General features: G+C 69.9%; 14 protein-coding genes. 6 read left to right on the top strand and 8 right to left on the bottom strand.

From position 1 onward, the window contains the following. Positions 1-133: 133 nt before the first annotated feature. From AC07FA_RS29145 to AC07FA_RS29135, 3 genes are all read left to right on the top strand, one after another. On the top strand, positions 134-2,482 hold the full coding sequence (locus AC07FA_RS29145) for a polysaccharide lyase 8 family protein (protein WP_479079276.1): 2,349 nt from the start codon (positions 134-136) through the stop codon (positions 2,480-2,482). A 245-nt stretch (positions 2,483-2,727) separates the two neighbouring features. Next, the gene (locus AC07FA_RS29140; RefSeq protein WP_479079275.1) at positions 2,728-4,311 is read left to right on the top strand and encodes an acyl-CoA carboxylase subunit beta; all 1,584 of its coding nucleotides are present in this window, start codon (positions 2,728-2,730) and stop codon (positions 4,309-4,311) included. Between the two features lie 65 nt (positions 4,312-4,376). Beyond that, the gene (locus AC07FA_RS29135; RefSeq protein WP_479079274.1) at positions 4,377-4,580 is read left to right on the top strand and encodes an acyl-CoA carboxylase subunit epsilon; all 204 of its coding nucleotides are present in this window, start codon (positions 4,377-4,379) and stop codon (positions 4,578-4,580) included. A gap of 85 nt (positions 4,581-4,665) precedes the next feature. On the opposite strand, the gene AC07FA_RS29130 is transcribed toward AC07FA_RS29135, so the two are convergent. The 8 genes from AC07FA_RS29130 to AC07FA_RS29095 all read right to left on the bottom strand — a co-directional run bounded on the left by AC07FA_RS29130 (position 4,666) and on the right by AC07FA_RS29095 (position 15,123). Then, positions 4,666-5,247: a GTP-binding protein gene (locus AC07FA_RS29130; protein WP_014048542.1), complete on the bottom strand. Its 582-nt coding sequence runs from the start codon at positions 5,245-5,247 to the stop codon at positions 4,666-4,668. Further along, entirely contained in the window at positions 5,228-5,866 is a 639-nt protein-coding gene (locus tag AC07FA_RS29125; RefSeq protein ID WP_479079273.1) for a DUF742 domain-containing protein, read from the bottom strand. The genes AC07FA_RS29130 and AC07FA_RS29125 overlap by 20 nt, the downstream gene beginning before the upstream one ends. Positions 5,867-5,956: 90 nt before the next feature. Next, the gene (locus AC07FA_RS29120; RefSeq protein ID WP_479079272.1) at positions 5,957-6,370 is read right to left on the bottom strand and encodes a roadblock/LC7 domain-containing protein; all 414 of its coding nucleotides are present in this window, start codon (positions 6,368-6,370) and stop codon (positions 5,957-5,959) included. Positions 6,371-6,380: 10 nt separating this feature from the next. Beyond that, complete coding sequence (locus AC07FA_RS29115) at positions 6,381-9,530, bottom strand: nitrate- and nitrite sensing domain-containing protein (RefSeq protein WP_479079271.1); 3,150 nt, start codon at positions 9,528-9,530, stop codon at positions 6,381-6,383. Between the two features lie 352 nt (positions 9,531-9,882). Next, complete coding sequence (locus tag AC07FA_RS29110) at positions 9,883-10,464, bottom strand: GTP-binding protein (protein WP_073213974.1); 582 nt, start codon at positions 10,462-10,464, stop codon at positions 9,883-9,885. Continuing rightward, positions 10,445-10,852 (bottom strand): DUF742 domain-containing protein, encoded by a 408-nt coding sequence (locus tag AC07FA_RS29105; RefSeq protein ID WP_003966010.1) that lies wholly within the window; start codon positions 10,850-10,852, stop codon positions 10,445-10,447. The genes AC07FA_RS29110 and AC07FA_RS29105 overlap by 20 nt, the downstream gene beginning before the upstream one ends. A gap of 134 nt (positions 10,853-10,986) precedes the next feature. Continuing rightward, entirely contained in the window at positions 10,987-11,400 is a 414-nt protein-coding gene (locus AC07FA_RS29100) for a roadblock/LC7 domain-containing protein (RefSeq protein WP_024495006.1), read from the bottom strand. A 9-nt stretch (positions 11,401-11,409) separates the two neighbouring features. Next, the gene (locus AC07FA_RS29095) at positions 11,410-15,123 is read right to left on the bottom strand and encodes a sensor histidine kinase (protein ID WP_479079270.1); all 3,714 of its coding nucleotides are present in this window, start codon (positions 15,121-15,123) and stop codon (positions 11,410-11,412) included. A gap of 580 nt (positions 15,124-15,703) precedes the next feature. On the opposite strand from AC07FA_RS29095, the gene AC07FA_RS29090 reads away from it, so the two are divergent. The 3 genes from AC07FA_RS29090 (at position 15,704) to gltX (ending at position 18,231) form a co-directional block, all read left to right on the top strand. After that, positions 15,704-15,886 carry a hypothetical protein gene (locus AC07FA_RS29090; protein WP_479079269.1) on the top strand — a complete coding sequence of 61 codons (183 nt, stop codon included), beginning with the start codon at positions 15,704-15,706 and terminating at the stop codon, positions 15,884-15,886. A gap of 94 nt (positions 15,887-15,980) precedes the next feature. Then, positions 15,981-16,766 (top strand): fumarylacetoacetate hydrolase family protein, encoded by a 786-nt coding sequence (locus tag AC07FA_RS29085; RefSeq protein WP_479079268.1) that lies wholly within the window; start codon positions 15,981-15,983, stop codon positions 16,764-16,766. Beyond that, positions 16,759-18,231: a glutamate--tRNA ligase gene (gene gltX / locus AC07FA_RS29080; RefSeq protein ID WP_479079267.1), complete on the top strand. Its 1,473-nt coding sequence runs from the start codon at positions 16,759-16,761 to the stop codon at positions 18,229-18,231. Before AC07FA_RS29085 ends, gltX begins: the two co-directional genes overlap by 8 nt. The last annotated feature ends 124 nt before the right edge of the window (positions 18,232-18,355 follow it).

Below are 18,355 nucleotides of genomic sequence, written 5' to 3'. Positions count from 1 at the left end.
CGCTTCCCTTCCGGGAGCCCGCCGGGGAGAAAGCGCTTTCGATCAAAGCCCGCGCGCCCATTGAAAGGGCCTCGGGGCGCGTGCTAAACCAGCGGACAACAGGTCTACACCACTTGCTCCGGGAGGACTCCCCGTGCCGCTCCTGCCTGCCGCCTGGTCCCGCCGCGCCTTCCTCGCCACCACCTCGGCCACCGCACTCGGCGCCGCGCTCGCCGGCCCCGCGCGCGCCGCCTCGGGCGCGGACGCGGACGCGTACGACACGCTCAGGGCCCGCTGGGTCGGGCTCTCGCTCGGCACCGGCTTCGACCCGGCCGCCGAGCCCTTCGCCTCCCGGCTCCGCGAGACCGGCCAACTGGCCGCCGGCTTCCGGGCCTCCATGGCACCGGCCGCCAACTCGCTGTGGCCCGGCTACACCTTCGACCCGCCGTCCGGCATCTCCCAGAGCTACAGCCGCCTGTGGACCATGACCCAGGCGTACCTCCAGCCGGGCACCGGCCTCACCGCCGACGAGGCCCTCCTCGCCGACATCGTCAGAGGGCTCGACCACCTCTCCACGACGGTCTACAACCCCTCGACGACCCGCTACGGCAACTGGTGGGAGTGGCAGATCGGCAGCCCGCGTCTGCTCCTGGACATCCACGCAGGGCTCCACGACAAGCTCACGGACGCCCAGCGCCAGGCCGCCTGCGCCGCCGTCGACCACTTCATCCCCGACAGCGTGCTCACCGACTACACCGGCACGAGCACCGGCGCCAACCGGGTCGACCTCTGCCGCTCCGTCGCCCTGCGCGGCGTCATCGGCCGCGACCCGGCGAAGATCGCCCTCGCCCGCGACGCCCTCTCACCCGTCTTCCCGTACGTGACGAAGGGCGACGGCCTCTACGCGGACGGGTCGTTCGTCCAGCACACCTGGGTCGCCTACTCCGGTACGTACGGCCAGGTCATGCTCGACGGACTGGGCCGCCTCTTCACCCTCCTCGCCGGCTCGGACTGGGCGGTCACCGACCCGAACCGCCAGATCATCCTGGACTCGGTCGAGAACGCCTACGCGCCGCTGATCTACAACGGCCTGATGATGGACAGCGTCAACGGGCGGGCCATCAGCCGCGGTTACCTCAAGAGCGACGACCGCAAGGTCATGCGCAGCGACCACTTCCACGGGCAGGGCCTGATCGCCGCCATTGCGCTGCTCGCGGGCGGAGCCTCCGCCGCCGAGCAGCAGCGCTGGACCGCGATGATCAAGGGGTGGATCGACCGGGACCGCACGACGCCGCTGCTCACCGCCCCCCAGTTCAACGTCGCCGACCTCGCCCGGCTGCACGCCGTCGCCGCCTCGCCCGTGCCCGCCGCCCCCGAGCCCGTGGCGCACAAGCTGTTCGCCGCCATGGACCGTGCCGTGCACCGCAGGCCCGGCTGGGCCGCCGGCATCTCCATGGCCTCCGAGCGGATCTCGTTCTACGAGTGCGGCAACGGCGAGAATCCACGCGGCTGGCACACCGGCGCCGGAATGCTCTACTGGTGGCCGGGGGAGACGTGCGGGGACCAGTACACGGACTGGTTCTGGCCGACCGTCGACTTCTACCGCCTGCCGGGAACGACCGTGTCCACCAAGCGGCTCGCCGACCGGGCGGGTGGCGAGTGGGGAGCGCCCAAGCCCGCGGTGAAGTGGGTCGGCGGCGCCACGGACGGCGAGTTCGCCGCCGTGGGGCAGCACCTCAAGGGGCTCGGTTCCACGCTCGAAGCCCGCAAGTCGTGGTTCTGCGTCGCCGACACGGTGGTCTGTCTCGGCGCCGGCATCACGAGCACGGACGGAGTCTCCGCCGAGACGGTCGTCGACAACCGCATGCTCGGCGAGGCCGGCACGAACGTGTTCACCGCCGAGGACCGTACGGCCCCCCGCTGGGCCCACCTGGAGGGTCACGGCGGCTGGGTCTTCCCCGGCGGCGCGGGCCTGCGCACCCTGCGGGAGGACCGCACCGGTTCCTGGAGCGACATCAACACCACCAGCACCACCGAACGCCGCACCCGCCGCTATCAGACGCTCTGGCTCGACCACGGCGTCGATCCGGTGGACGCCCGGTACGCGTACCTGCTGATGCCGGGCGCCTCCCGGCGCACCGTCGCCGCCCGCGCGGCCGACGGCGACTGGCTGAAGATCCTCGCCAACACCTCCGCCGTCCAGGCCGTGGCGATCGGCTCGCTGGGTGTGACGGCCGCCAACTTCTGGCAGCCCGGCACGGCGGGCCCGCTCAGCGTCTCGGGCCCGGCGAGCGTGCTCGTCAGAACGGGGAGGTACTCCACTACGCTCTGTGTGAGCGGACCCGACCGGACCGGCGCCCCCGTGGACGTGGTCTGGAACCGTCCCGTACGGGAAGTCGTCGCCACCGCCCCCGGCATCGAGGTCCGGTCCACCGGCAGGAACCTGGTCCTGCGCGTCACGCCCGGCGTCGCGGGCCGCACCCTGCGGTGCGCGTTCCGCTAGGCCGCGTTCCGTCCGTCCTTGAGCGGTACCCGGACGACCGGGTGAACCTGTCGCCCGACACGGCACCGGGCCGTGTCCGGCGACACACCTTCCGCTTTGTCGGGGGCCCACAAAGCGGAAGGCCTGTGAGCTGGTGGAACGCCTGCTCGGCGTTCGGGTTCTGTTGAGGCCCACCAGGAAACGGGGCAGGAGACTGTACGGAGTCGACGGCACGATTTGTGCGGTCGGCTTCGTAGGGTCAGTACATGACCGTTGTGGACGAGACCCCGAGCGAGCCGAGCGACACCCGTGGCCGGGTGGCCGAACTGCTGGCCCTGCGTGAGCAGGCCCGGCGGGGACCGAGTGACCGGGCGACCGAGGCCCAGCACGCCAAGGGCAAGCTGACGGCCCGCGAGCGCATCGCACTGCTGCTCGACGAGGGTTCGTTCAAGGAGGTCGAGCAGCTGCGCCGGCACCGGGCGACCGGGTTCGGCCTGGAGGCGAAGAAGCCGTACACCGACGGCGTCATCACCGGATGGGGCACCGTCGAGGGCCGCACGGTCTTCGTCTACGCCCACGACTTCCGCATCTTCGGCGGGGCGCTGGGCGAGGCCCACGCCACGAAGATCCACAAGATCATGGACATGGCCATCTCGGCGGGTGCCCCGCTGGTGTCCCTGAACGACGGCGCCGGCGCCCGTATCCAGGAGGGCGTCTCCGCGCTCGCCGGATACGGCGGGATCTTCCAGCGCAACACCCGGGCGTCCGGTGTCATCCCGCAGATCAGCGTGATGCTCGGCCCCTGCGCGGGCGGCGCGGCCTACAGCCCCGCCCTCACCGACTTCGTCTTCATGGTCCGCGAGACCTCGCAGATGTTCATCACGGGACCGGACGTCGTCAAGGCGGTCACCGGTGAGGAGATCACCCAGAACGGACTCGGCGGCGCGGACGTGCACGCCGAGACCTCGGGCGTCGCGCACTTCGCGTACGACGACGAGGAGACCTGCATCGCCGAGGTCCGCTACCTGATCGGGATGCTGCCCTCCAACAACCGGGAGAACCCGCCCACGGTCACGAGCGACGACCCGGCCGACCGGCGCGGCGACACCCTGCTCGACCTGGTCCCCGCGGACGGCAACCGCCCGTACGACATGCACAAGGTGATCGAGGAGCTCGTCGACGACGGCGACTACCTGGAGATCCACGAGCGCTGGGCCCGCAACATCGTCTGCGCCCTCGCCCGCCTGGACGGTCAGGTCGTCGGCATCGTCGCCAACCAGCCGCTGGCCATGGCAGGCGTCCTGGACATCGAGGCGTCCGAGAAGGCGGCCCGTTTCGTCCAGATGTGCGACGCGTTCAACATCCCGATCGTCACTCTGCTGGACGTACCCGGCTTCCTGCCGGGCGTCGATCAGGAGCACGGTGGGATCATCCGGCACGGAGCGAAGCTGCTCTACGCGTACTGCAACGCGACCGTGCCGAGGATCAGCCTGATCCTGCGCAAGGCATACGGAGGCGCGTACATCGTCATGGACTCCCAGTCCATCGGAGCCGACCTCACCTACGCCTGGCCCACCAACGAGATCGCGGTGATGGGCGCGGAAGGTGCGGCCAACGTCATCTTCCGCCGCCAGATCGCGGAGGCCGAGGATTCCGAAACCATGCGGGCCCGCATGGTCAAGGAGTACAAGGCCGAGCTCATGCACCCGTACTACGCGGCCGAGCGCGGGCTGGTCGACGACGTCATCGACCCCGCCGAGACGCGCGAAGTCCTGATCGCCTCGCTCGCGATGCTCCGCAACAAGCACGCCGACCTGCCGTCCCGTAAGCACGGCAACCCGCCGCAGTAGGGCAGCCGACGCGGGTGACCCCGCCGAAGCCCGCGCCATCCTGCCGAGAAGACGGAGACACATCCATGACCACCACTCCCGCCGAGTCCGTGCTGCGTGTCGAGAAGGGTCTCGCCGACCCCGAGGAGCTGGCGGCCATCACCGCCGTCCTGCTCGCCCGCGCGGCGGCCCAGCCCGCCGCACCCGCCCGCCGAGGCCGTAACACCGCCGGATGGCGCCGTCTGGAGCGCACGCCCGGCTTCCGCGCCCCGCACAGCTGGCAGGGCTGAGAACCGCCGCGCGCGCCGCTCGGGCCGCGCACGAAAGGCCCCGCACTCCCAAGGAGTGCGGGGCCTTCGCCGTATACCGGGACCGTCAGCGCAGGCGGGCCATGAGGGCGTGCTCGACCAGCGTGATGAGCGCGCTCTTGGCGTCCGCGCGGTGGCGGGCGTCCGTCGTCAGGATCGGCGTGTCCGGGCCGATCTGCAGGGCCTCGCGCACCTCGTCCGGCGTGTAGGGCTGGTGTCCGTCGAAGCCGTTGAGGGCGATGACGAAGGGGAGGCCGCTGTTCTCGAAGTAGTCGACGGCGGGGAAGCAGTCGGCGAGGCGGCGGGTGTCGACGAGGACGACGGCGCCGATGGCGCCGCGTACGAGGTCGTCCCACATGAACCAGAAGCGGTCCTGTCCGGGGGTGCCGAAGAGGTACAGGATCAGGTCCTGGTCCAGGGTGATGCGTCCGAAGTCCATGGCCACCGTGGTGGTGGTCTTGTCCCCGGTGTGTGTGAGGTCGTCGATGCCCGCGGACGCGGACGTCATCACGGCTTCGGTGCGCAGCGGATTGATCTCCGAAACGGCGCCGACGAACGTGGTCTTACCCACGCCGAAGCCCCCTGCCACCACGATCTTCGCCGAGGTAGTGGAGCGGGCCGCTCCGCCGCTAGAGCTTGCGAAGTCCACTGAGCACCCTTTCGAGCAGTGTCACGTCTGGTTGGCCGCCGGCAGCCTCGTCGCCGCCGGGCTGATGGATAGCGACGAGTCCGGCCTCTGCCAGGTCGGCGACGAGGATCCGGGCAACGCCGAGGGGGATCGAGAGAAGGGCCGAGACCTCGGCCACCGACTTGATCTCCACGCAGAGCCGGCAGATCCGCTGGTGCTCGGGCAACTGCCCTTGCAGCCTCGACGGATCGGCCGTGGTGCTGACCAGCGCCTCGATGGCGAGCTGGTAACGCGGCCGGGTCCGGCCGCCGGTCATGGCGTACGGACGGACCAGCGGGTTGTGGGCCGCGGGCGCGGGCGCCGCGGCTCGCCGCGGCTGCACCGGCTGAATACGGGGCGCCTGGGGCGATTCGTACGGCTGCTGGGGCTGCTGCTGCGGCCACGAGCCCTGCTGCGGCCAGTCGGAGCCCTGCTGGGGCCAGTCGGACCCCTGCTGGCTCTGCGGCTGCTGGTAGGGCTTCTGTGGCTGATACGAACCCTGTCTGCCGGGCGCGGAGGGGAAGTTGAAACGGTTGTCGCCGTGCTCACCCGGAACCCGCTGACCACCCTCATATGGGTGTCCGCCTGTGGGTGCTGTCACGCTTCCTCCTCCGAATGCCGATCGCTGAACCCAGTGGGGTCGCGCCACCGCACCTTATGGCGCGGTGGCGAGAAACGCACTGTCTGTCTACTAGTTAAGAAGACTTCCCTGGAGCTCCGCACGGAGATCCGGGGTGAGAACGCTGCCCGCGCGATCCACCAGAAGCGCCATTTCGTACCCAACCAGACCGATATCGGCGTCCGGATGGGCCAGGACGGCCAGTGAGGAGCCGTCGGAGATGGACATGATGAAGAGGAATCCTCGCTCCATCTCCACAACGGTCTGATTAACGGCGCCGCCCTCGAAGATCCGGGAAGCACCCGCGGTCAGCGACGTCAGACCGGAGGCGACAGCCGCCAGCTGGTCGGCGCGGTCGCGCGGGAAACCTTCGGACATCGCCAGCAGCAGGCCGTCAGCGGAGACCACCACCGTGTGCGACACCCCGGGGGTGCTGTCCACGAAGTTGGTGATCAACCAGTTCAGATTCTGCGCCGCCTGGCTCATCGGGCTCACACTAACGCTCCTGGTTGTAGGTGTTACTTGCGTCCGACCCCGCATCGCGGCCCCGCTGGACACCGCGCCGCAGATTGCTCAACCTGCCACGGACGTCCTCGGGTGCGCGGGAGACCTGGGGGCCGCCCTGCTGCGTCTGCTCCGCCGTGCCCTCGACCAGATTGGCCTTGGGCACGCGGCGGGGGAGACCGGACGGGGTGATCCCGCCCGCCTTCGGGTCGCGGAGCTTCTCCGCCCGCTCCCAGCGCTCGTCGTTCGTGGAGCGCCAGTCGTCGGGACCCTCGCCGTTCACCGGGGCGGACGGCGGCTGCGGTGCGTCCTGCTGTGCCACGGCCGACGACTCGTTACCGCGACCGGTGGGCTGCCAGTGCTGCGCACCGCCCCGCCGCGGCAGACCGGCTTCGGTCATCTCCTGCGCGGCGTTCGGGACGGGTCCCGAACGGTCGAAGCCTACGCGCTCCTGAAGCTCCGCGGGAGCACTCGGTACGGATTCCGCTTCAGCCTGCGGCGCGGGCTCATAGGCCCCCTGATAGCCGCCCTGACCGGGCCAGTCATCCTGGTGGGACGGGGCTGCGGCGGAGTTGAACTGCTCGCCGTACTGGGCCTGCTGGGCTTCCGGAGCGCCATACGCCGCTTCCGGATAGCCACCCTGCTGACCCTGCTGCGGATAGCCGGCCTCGGTGCCGTACGGCTCGTAGGGAGCCTCGTACGACGCCTGCTCGTACCCCTGCTGCGCGGACTGCGGCTCCTGGGCGTACTGGTCCTGGCCGTACGGGCCCGGCCCGTACTGCTGCGTCTCGTCCTGGAACGCCGGGCGGTCCCCCGCCTGGGCCTCCAGCGCGGCCCGTCGCTCCTCCCGCAGGAGGGAGCGGCCGACCGGGTCCAGCTGCGCGTCCGCTTCCGGTATCTCGTACCGCGAGTCGTCGAAGCCGAGCTCGGCCGCCGTACGCATCGTGGACTGGTGCGGCATCGGGTCGAACGCCTGCTGCTGCTCCGGAATGATCGAGGAGACCGTGAAGTCGTCCTGCGCGGAGGCCTCGCCACCGCCACCGTGGGTGATCGCGTCCGGCAGCATGACCAGCGAGGTGGTACCGGCCTGCTCGCCCGAGGGGCGCAGCTGGACGCGGATGCCGTGCCGGTCGGCGAGACGGCCGACCACGAAGAGACCCATGCGCTGCGAGACGGCTGCGTCCACGGTTGGCGGGTTGGCCAGCTTGTGGTTGATGTCCGCGAAGTCCTCGGCGGTGAGGCCGATGCCCTTGTCGTGGATCTCGACCATCACCCGGCCGTCGGGCAGCCGGGTCGCGGTGACCCGGACCTTGGTCTGCGGGGAGGAGAACGTGGTGGCGTTCTCCAGCAGCTCGGCCAGCAGGTGGACGAGGTCGGTCACGGCCTGCCCGTGGATCTCGCTCTCCGGTACGCCGGTGAGCTCGATGCGCTCGTACGACTCCACCTCGGAGGAGGCGGCCCGCAGGACGTCGACCAGCGGAACGGGCTGGTTCCAGCGGCGGCCCGGCTCCTCGCCCGCGAGAACGAGGAGGTTCTCACCGTTACGGCGCATACGGGTGGCCAGGTGGTCCAGCCGGAAGAGGCTCTCCAGCTGGTCCGGGTCCGCCTCGTTGTTCTCCAGGTCGGTGATGAGGGTCAGCTGGCCCTCGATGAGCGACTGGTTGCGGCGCGAGAGGTTGGTGAAGATCGCGTTGACGTTGCCCCGCAGCATGGCCTGCTCGGCGGCGAGCCGGACGGCCTCGCGGTGCACCTGGTCGAAGGCGCGGGCGACCTCGCCGATCTCGTCCTGGGTGTTGATCGGGATGGGCTGGACCCGGGTGTCGACCCGGCCCGGGTCGGTCCGCGACAGCTGGTCGACGAGCATCGGCAGCCGCTGCTCGGCGATGCCGAAGGCGGCGGTACGCAGCTGGCGCATCGAGCGGCTCATCTGGCGGGCCATGAGCCCGGCGATGATGAAGGCGGCGAGCAGCGCGACGATCACGATCGCCGCGTTGACGATGGCGTCGGTCTTGGCGTCGGACGAGATGTCCGCGGCCTCGGTCACGGCCTTGTCGACGAGTTCGTCCTCGACCGTGGAGTAACCGTCGAACTTGGCGGTGGCGGCGGCCATCCAGGTCTCGGGGGTGATCCCCTTCGCCCGCAGCTCGGCGGGCGACTTGCCCTGACCGATCTGCTGGGCCATGCCGTCGAAGACCGAACCGTCGATGCTCGGCGGCGGCACGAACGGCTTGCCGGCGGCCTGGGCCTGCTCGGCGGCCGTCTTCAGCTGCTTGGCGCCCTCGGCGGCCTTGCCGGCCATCACGGTCTTGAGGCGGGTGGCATCGGCCTCCGTACCACCGGAGACGAACTCGCCGAGGGCGATCTGCTCCAGGTAGTTGTACGAGCCGAACGCCTTGACCTGCGCCTGGAACGTGTCGCGCTTCTGGCTGGGACGGACCAGCAGGTGCATACCGATGGAGCGCTGAAGCGATTCTGCGGCCTTGGCGAGCTCGATCGCGTAGACCGTACGGCCGTAGCTGGTGATGTTGCCGGTACCGAGCCCGAGCTCGTTGGAGAACTCCATCAGGGAGTGCTGGACCTTGGTGTAGCCCTCTTCGGTCTTCACCGGGTCCATCGCCTCGGCGTAGGCCGCCTTGCGCAGGCCGGGGAGGAGGGGCTCCTCCACCTTGAACAGCTTGAGGCGGCGCTCCAGGCCCTGCTTCTGCGGCATGCCCTTGACGGCTTCGTCGAACTTCGCCGCGGCTTCGTCCGTGGTGGCGCGGGCCTGCTCGACGACGTCGGCGGTGCGCTTGTTCGACAGGAGCGGCTGAGCGGACAGGTCACGCTCGTTGAGCAGCGCCTGCCCGTACTCCGAGGCCGCGCGCACGACCAGCGCGGTCTTCTCGGCGTCCTGGGCCTCGTTCCAGGTGTCGATCGATCCCTTCACCTGGAAGCCGCCCATGATCAGGCCGACCAGTGCGGGGATCAGGAGGATCGCGTTCAGCTTCGTGGGCACCCGCCAGTTGCGCGGGGACAGCCGGTTGGTGGAGCCACCGGCCGGTTCGGGCGCGGACATGTCCGCGGACGACGCCCCGGCGCGCGGCGGCGGGGTGAAGTTGCCCCGCTCCGGCTGCGCCGGGGAGCCCTCGTTGCTTCGCCTCACTCGACCAACAACCTCTCGGCGTCGGCACCAACGTTGTGCCGAAGTTTTTCGTTCAGGGGGCCGTACTACTCGGTAGTTCGTCGAATTCCAGCACGGGGACCGGTCGCGTTCCAAACAGTCGGAATGAGCCATTCCGAGTGGTCCACGCCGCAGATAAAACGGGCATAAAGAGCGAGCCCCGTCAAAAGGCGGGGCTCACATGAGCAGAGTGGTACCAGTCGAACGCATCGGGTGTTGATGCGAACGCAATTCTCTGTCGAAACGTTATGAACACGGGGGCGGATCGTGTCAAAGGACACAGTCCGCCCCCGGGCGACTACAACAACTTCCGTACGCCAATACCGACTTGCGTCTACTTGAGACGTGCCATCAGGGCGTGCTCCACCAGCGTGATCAAACCGCTCTTGGCGTCCGCGCGGTGGCGGGCGTCGGTGGTGATGATCGGGGCGTCGGGGCCGATCTGGAGGGCCTCGCGCACCTCGTCGGGCGTGTAGGGCTGGTGTCCGTCGAAGCCGTTGAGGGCGATGACGAAGGGGAGGCCGCTGTTCTCGAAGTAGTCGACGGCGGGGAAGCAGTCGGCGAGGCGGCGGGTGTCGACGAGGACGACGGCGCCGATGGCGCCGCGTACGAGGTCGTCCCACATGAACCAGAAGCGGTCCTGTCCGGGGGTGCCGAAGAGGTACAGGATCAGGTCCTGGTCCAGGGTGATGCGTCCGAAGTCCATGGCCACCGTGGTGGTGGTCTTGTCCCCGGTGTGTGTGAGGTCGTCGATGCCCGCGGACGCGGACGTCATCACGGCTTCGGTGCGCAGCGGATTGATCTCCGAAACGGCGCCGACGAACGTGGTCTTACCCACGCCGAAGCCCCCTGCCACCACGATCTTCGCCGACGTGGTGGCACGGCCCGTCCCGCCGTTAGAGCTTGCGAAGTCCACTGAGCACCCTTTCGAGCAGTGTCACATCCGGCGCGCCGCCGGCCTCTCCGTTGCCCGGCTGGTGGATGGCCACCATGCCGGCTTCCGCCAGGTCCGCCACGAGGATGCGGGCCACACCGAGCGGCATGGACAGCAGCGCCGAGACCTCGGCCACCGACTTGACCTCACGGCACAGGTGGCAGATCCGCTGGTGCTCGGGGAGCAGGGTCCCCAGGTGCGCCGGGTCGGCCGTGGTGCTGACCAGCGCCTCTATCGCGAGCTGGTAGCGCGGCCGGGTCCGGCCGCCGGTCATGGCATAGGGACGGACCAGCGGCTGGTCGCCTTCACCGTCGTACGACGCGTGGTGCAGTGCGCCGTACGGATCAGGTGAGGCGGGTGGCGGGGTCATGAATCCTCCGGGCGTGACAGCAGTGTGTCGGCTTGCCGTCTGAAGGGGCCGGTGGGGGGTCTGAGGCGGCCGGACGGGTGAGGGTTGTGGGTAGTACCTGGGGGGATTGTGACTGGTGTCCGCTGCATGGCCGCCTAGTGGAGCAGACTGCCCTGGAGCTCGGCGCGCAGGTCGGGCGTGAGGACGGTGCCCGCACGGTCGACGAGAAGGGCCATCTCGTACCCGACCAGACCGATGTCGGCGTCCGGGTGGGCGAGGACGGCCAGTGAGGAACCGTCCGAGACGGACATCAGGAAGAGGAAGCCTCGCTCCATCTCCACGACCGTCTGGCTCACGGCGCCGCCCTCGAAGATCCGGGAGGCGCCCGCCGTCAGCGACGTCAGACCGGAGGCGACAGCCGCCAGCTGGTCGGCGCGGTCGCGCGGGAAGCCTTCCGACATCGCCAGCAGCAGGCCGTCCGCGGAGACCACGACGGTGTGGGACACACCGGGGGTGTTGTCCACGAAGTTGGTGATCAGCCAGTTCAGATTCTGTGCGGCCTGACTCATGGGGCTCAACTAACGCTCCTGCTGGTGAGTGGGGCCGAGATGGAAACCGCCGGTCGACTGGCCGTTGTTGGCCTGCCGACCCTGCTGGATGCCCCGGCGGAGATTGGTCAGACGTCCGCGTACGTCATCGGGCGCACGCGAAACCTGGGGTCCGGACTGGTGATTCTGCTGCTGGGCGGTGCCCGGTACCAAATTGGCACGGGGAACCCGGCGCGGAAGTCCGGAGGTGGTGATCCCGCCGGCAGCCGGCTTCTTGACCCGCTCCGCCTGCCGGACGAGGTCGTCGTTGGGCGAGGGACGCCAGGTGCCGGCGGCGCCGGAGCCGGTGTCACCACGCCGGGGCATGGGCGGAACGGGCGCCGCGGACGGAGCCGGAGCCGGTGCCTGGGGCTCGGGAGCGGACGGCTGCTGGCCACCCTGCTGCGGGCCGTGGAACCAGTTCGTCTCCAGCGTGTCGTACAGCGGGGTACGACCGTCCCCGGGACCGGCCGGCGGAAGCGCCTCGGGCTGCGGCTGCTGCGGCAGGGCCGGGCGGCGCGGCATCTCACCCGCGGGTGAGGCGGCCGGACGCGGAGCGCCGAAGCCGGCGTCCTCCCCGCCACGCTGCCGCGGCGCCGGCATCCCCTGGTTCTGCTGGGGGGCACCGAAGTCGGGGCGGGCGAACTGGGCGGTTCCGGCCGGGTCCTGGGACACCTGCGGCGCCGAGAAGTCCGGACGGGCGAACTCCGCCGTGGCGGCGGGACCCTGGTGCTGGTCCGAACCGTTGAACGGCTGGTTCGGGCCGGCCGGCCGGGCGAACTGGCCGGTGGTGTCGGGCTCTTCGTGACCGCGCGGGGCATCGAGCGGAGACCGGCGCTGCGCACCCTGCTCCTCGACACCCCAGCTCGTGCTCTGCGGACGCTGAGGCTGGGGGTTGCCCCCGGGCAGCTCGGCGCGCGGGCCACCGGGCGACGGCAGCTGACGGCCGGTGCCGCCGGGCTGCTGGAAGCCGCTCTGGTCGTTCTGGGCGTGCCTGGCCTGCTGCGGCTGCCGGACGGGCGGGCCGCTCTGCTGTCCCTGCTGTCCCTGCTGACCGAACTGGCCGCCCTGCTGCTGGCCGGGCCTGCTCTGGCCCGAGTGACCGAACAGATTGGGCTGACCCGAGTCCGTACGGCCGGGAGCGTCGCCCTGGCCACCGCGGGCGCCCATCCGGGCACCGCCGCCGAAGGCGCCGGTCAGGCCGCCCGCGGGCGGCGTCTGCTGCGGCCGGCCCGCGTTCTGCGGGCCGTTGCCCTGCGGACCGTTGTTCTGCATGCCGTTGCTCTGGGAGCCGGCGGCGGGCTGCGGCGGACGCGGGCCGCCGTCGCGCGAGGGCAGCGCGGCACGCGGACCGGAGCCCGCACCGACCTGCCCGCGCTGCGGACCGGTTCCGAGCGGCGCCGAGGAGCCCGCAGGGGCCCCGCCGAGACCGGGACGCGGGGCGCTGCCCGGGGCACCACCGGCGAGCAGACCACCGGGAGCACCCTGCTGGCCGGGGCCCTGCTTGGACGGGGGCTGCTTGCCTCCGTGGGCGACGTCGACGGGAAGCATGACCAGCGCGGTCGTGCCACCGGAGTCCGAGGGGCGCAGCTGGATGCGGATGCCGTGTCGCAGGGACAGCCGGCCGACCACGAACAGACCCATGCGCCGGGAGACGGAGACGTCCACGGTGGGCGGCGACGCGAGCCGCTCGTTGATCGCCGCGAGGTCTTCGGGCGAGAGGCCGATACCCGTGTCGTGGATCTCGACGAGCACGCGGCCGTCGGGCAGCGCGTGACCGGTGACCTTGACCTTCGTCTGCGGCGAGGAGAACGACGTGGCGTTCTCCAGCAGCTCGGCGAGCAGGTGCACGAGGTCGTTGACCACGCGGCCCGCGACCTCGGTGGCGGGCACCGCGGCCAGTTCGATGCGCTCGTACTGCTCCACCTCGGAGGCGGCGGCACGGAGCACGTCGACCAGCGGCACGGGGCGGGTCCACCGGCGGCCCGGCTCCTCGCCCGCGAGGACGAGGAGGTTCTCGCCGTTACGGCGCATACGGGTCGCGAGGTGGTCGAGCTTGAAGAGGGAGGACAGCTGGTCCGGGTCGGCCTCGCGCGACTCCAGCTCGGAGATGAGCGAGAGCTGGCGCTGGATGAGGCCCTGCGAACGCCGCGACAGGTTGGTGAACATCGCGTTGACGTTGCCTCGCAGCAGCGCCTGCTCGGCGGCGAGCCGGACGGCCTCGCGGTGCACGTCGTCGAAGGCCGCGGCCACCTGGCCGATCTCGTCCCGGGAGTGCACACCGACGGACTCGACGGAGGTGTCGACGTCCTGCGGGTCCGTCTCCGAGAGCTGCTTGACGAGCTCGGGGAGGCGGTCCTGGGCGACCCGGGTCGCGGTGTCCTGGAGCCGCCGCAGCGAGCGGATCATGGACCGTGCGACGACGAACGCGCCCACCAGCGAGACACCGAGGACGAGGAGGATGACCACACCGTTGAGGATGGCCTCGCGCTGGGACTCCTCACGCAGCTCGCGGGCCTTGCCCTCCATGTCGCTGAGGAGGGTCTCCTCGATGGTCTTCATGGCCTGGATCTTGGTGGAGCTCTGGTCGTACCAGTCCATGTACGAGCGGGACTTCTTGCCCTCCATGCCCGTCGGGCTTTCGAGGACCTGCTTCGCGTACATGTCCGCGGCGTTGATCTCGGGGTGCCCGTTGGTCAGCGAGGACGTGAGCTCGTCGGCGCTGTTGCCGGTGTTCTCGTACGTCGACTTGAACGAGGCGAGCGTCTGCGCCTCCTTGCGGAGGGCGTTGCGGCCGAACTGCTGGTCGTTCTTGTCGAGGTTCGTCTTCTGGCTGTTGCCGCCGGGCAGCGCCGCAGCGATGACCGCGCGCTGGACCGAGGCGAACTCCTTGGAGGAGGAGAAGGCCGCCAGGGCCCGGGTCCGCTTGATCATCTCCGGGTTGTTGGTCGCCTGCGCCATGTCCTGCGAGAGGCTCAGCAGCGAGGTGATCAACTGGCTGTACCGGTCGATCGTGTTGAGGCTCGGAGTGCCCTTGGCGTACGCGTCCTCGCGGATGTCCCGGATCTGGCCGAGCTGCGTCGAGATCTGGCTGACGCTCGCGTGGATGCCCTCGAGGGCCTCGTCACTGTCCGTGTTGCCGATCGCGTTGGTCGCCTCGAAGAAGGCGTCCTTGGAGCGGTCGGTCTTCTTGCGGGGTTCCGTGACCTTGAAGTCGGTGGGCTTCACGCCGTTGGACAGCGGGCCCGCGGAACGGTCGCGCTCCTCCTGGAGCGCCTGGGCGAGCGCGGTCGCCTGCTTGGTCATCTTCGTCAGCAGCTGCATGTGCTCCAGCTGCTGCATGTCGTTCATGGACTCGTTGATACGGAGTCCGCCCAGCGTGGTCGCCGCCACCACGGGAAGGGCGAGAAGCGAGACCAGACGCGTGCTGATGCGCCAGTTACGGAGAGCTATTCGTGAGCCGGTGTTGACCGGGCCACGTGACTGGAAAGCGTCGGCCGGTTCCGCGGCGCCGCTCGGCGTCGCGCCTGAGCGCTGCGCGCGGTCGCCACTGTCACCGGCCGCGGCCTGCCCGGGGTTCTGGGCGTGCTGGGGCGAGGAACCGCGGTCGTTCCCGCCGCGCGGCTCCTGATCAGCCGGAGCTTCCCCTCGGCCCTGGCGGGCCTGGGGAGACCCCGTGCCATCCCTCTTGAAACGTCCCTGCACTAGCGTCGCAACCTCTGGACCAGGCGTCCCTTCCGCGTGTGCGGGTCGGGACGGTGTCGGCGTCGTGGGGCGCTGGACGCGCCCCATGGTGGTCGTGAGTGACCGGCGTTCTTCCCCCTCCCGCCGCGACTCGGCGCTGCTTAGCGCCCTGCGCGCCGGCCTGAAACCCGCGGCGGTGCGTGGAATTCCAGCACAGTGCCGGATCTCCAACAAGGCCCCTGTACCGGCCTGTGACCTGGGTGACACGTTGTGATGAATGTGTAACAAGGCGTGGAGAGTGTTCACGGTCAAACCGGACGATTAGTGATGAGTCGCTTACGGGTGGGGGGTGCCCAAGTCGCGATGATCAGCAGCGGAATGACGCATTCAGCTATGCAATGTCCGTTTCACGTCCCGTGATCACCTGCCCGTGATGTGGCATTTGTCGGCAACTTCGTGAGCAAACTCACATGATGATCGCCGTCTCTGCGGGGCGCCGCGTGGGAATTGGATGTTTAGCCTGACGCTTTACTGGGATGGCGAATCCGACAACCTCGCGCCCCTCCGGGTGGCGCCCACACCGACAGGGTCCAGACGGCAGATGAAGACCACGATGATGTTCCGCAACATTGCCAACCCCCGGCGCACCACGCTGGCGCACCTCGAGGACGCCCAAGCGCTGCGGACGCCGGAGCAGCCGGAGCACTCGGTCGACCTGCCCACCCAGACGGCCAACCCCCGCCGCACCATCCTGATGGAAGCCCCGGTCGCGGCCGGCGCCTGAGCCGGGACGCCGACGGCGCCGCTGTCCCCCTCGCCCGCGCTAGCCTGGAGCATCAGTCTTCAGCCAGCAAGCAAGTGAGGGGCGACAGCTTCCCGTGCGCATCGCCAGGTTCTCCATCGACGGCAATGTCGCCTTCGGCGCCGTGGAGGGTGAGGGCACCGTTGAATCCGGTGACCTCGTCCTCGACATCATCAGGGGCATTCCGTACACCGACTTCGAGCTCTCCGGCACCAAGGTCCCGCTGAGCAAGGTCCGGCTGCTGCCTCCCGTGCTCCCCAACAAGGTCGTGGCCATCGGCCGCAACTACGCGGAACACGCCGCCGAGCTGGGCAACGAGGTCCCGGAGGTCCCGGTCGCCTTCTTCAAGCCCACCACTTCGGTGATCGGCTCGGGAGACGCCATCGAGTACCCCTCCTTCTCCGACGAACTGCACCACGAGGCCGAGCTGGCCGTGGTCATCGGCCGTATGTGCCGCGAAGTTCCGCGTGAGCGCGTCAAGGACGTCATCTTCGGCTACACCTGCGCCAACGACGTGACCGCCCGTGACGCCCAGCGGCGCGAGAAGCAGTGGGCGCGGGCCAAGGGCTTCGACACCTCCTGCCCGCTCGGCCCCTGGGTGGAGACCGACCTCGACCCCACCGACCTCACCATTCAGGCGACGGTCAACGGCGAGCAACGTCAGCTCGGCCGTACGAGCGACATGATCCGCTCCATCGAGGACCTGGTCGTCCACATCACGGAAGCCATGACGCTGCTCCCGGGCGACGTGATCCTCACCGGAACCCCCGCAGGGGTAGGACCCCTGCACGTCGGCGACGAGGTCGCCGTCACCATCGAAGGCATCGGCACTCTCACCAACAAGGTGATCAAGCGTGGTTAACGGACCTGTCCGCGTACGTTTCTGTCCCTCCCCGACCGGTAACCCGCATGTGGGTCTGGTCCGTACCGCCCTGTTCAACTGGGCGTTCGCCCGGCACCACAAGGGCACCCTGGTCTTCCGTATCGAGGACACCGACGCGGCCCGCGACTCCGAGGAGTCGTACGACCAGCTGCTCGACTCGATGCGCTGGCTCGGCCTGGACTGGGACGAGGGCCCCGGGATCGGCGGCCCCCACGCCCCGTACCGCCAGTCGGAGCGCATGGACATCTACAAGGATGTCGCCGAGAAGCTGCTCGCCGCCGGTCACGCGTACCACTGCTACTGCACGACCGAAGAGCTCGACGCCCGCCGCGACGCCGCCCGCGCCGCCGGCAAGCCCTCGGGCTACGACGGCCACTGCCGCGACCTGAGCGCGGAGCAGACCGCCGCGTACGAGGCGGAGGGGCGCACCTCGATCGTCCGTTTCCGGATGCCCGACGAGGCGACCACCTTCACCGACCTGGTCCGCGGCGACATCACCGTCCAGGCGGAGAACGTGCCGGACTACGGCATCGTCCGCGCCAACGGCGCCCCGCTCTACACGCTGGTCAACCCGGTCGACGACGCCCTGATGGAGATCACCCACGTCCTGCGCGGCGAGGACCTGCTCTCCTCCACCCCTCGGCAGATCGCCCTCTACAAGGCGCTCATCGAGCTGGGCATCGCCAAGGAGATCCCGCTCTTCGGCCACCTCCCCTACGTCATGGGAGAGGGCAACAAGAAGCTCTCCAAGCGCGACCCGCAGGCCTCGCTCAACCTCTACCGCGAGCGCGGCTTCCTCCCCGAGGGCCTGCTCAACTACCTCTCGCTCCTCGGCTGGTCGATCGCCGAGGACCGCGACATCTTCGACATCGACGAGATGGTCGCCGCGTTCGACATCGAGGACGTCAACGCCAACCCGGCCCGCTTCGACCTGAAGAAGTGCGAGCACGTCAACGCCGAGCACGTCCGCAGGCTCGACGTGAAGGCGTTCACCGAGGCGTGCGGCCCCTGGCTGAAGGCGCCGTTCGCACCCTGGCGCCCCGAGGCGTTCGACGCGGAGCAGTTCGCGACGATCGCGCCGTACGCCCAGACCCGCCTGACCGTCCTCTCCGAGATCACGGCCAACGTCGACTTCCTCTTCCTCGACGAGCCGGCCGAGGACGAGGCGTCCTGGGCCAAGGCGATGAAGGAGGGTTCGAGCGACCTCCTCGTCACGGCCCGCGCCAAGCTGATCGCCGCCGAGTGGAACGCCGAGGCCCTCAAGGCCGCCGTCCTCGCGGCGGGCGAGGAGCACGGCCTGAAGCTCGGCAAGGCCCAGGCCCCGGTCCGGGTCGCCGTCACGGGCCGCACGGTCGGCCTGCCGCTCTTCGAGTCCCTGGAGATCCTGGGCCGCGAGAAGACGATCGCCCGCGTGGACGCCGCGCTGGCGAAGCTGGCCGCGTAGTACCCGTTACGGACACGGGCCCGGGGGGGGGGGGGGGGGGGGGGGGGGGGGGGGGGGGGGGGGGGGGGGGGGGGGGGGGGGGGGGGGGTGGTGGGTGTAGCGATGCGCCGTGTTGTTTTCTGCC

Source organism: Streptomyces sp. NPDC045968 (assembly GCF_056430475.1).
The sequence above is the reverse complement of the archived record's forward strand: the minus strand, read 5'-3'. Positions and strand labels throughout refer to the sequence as shown.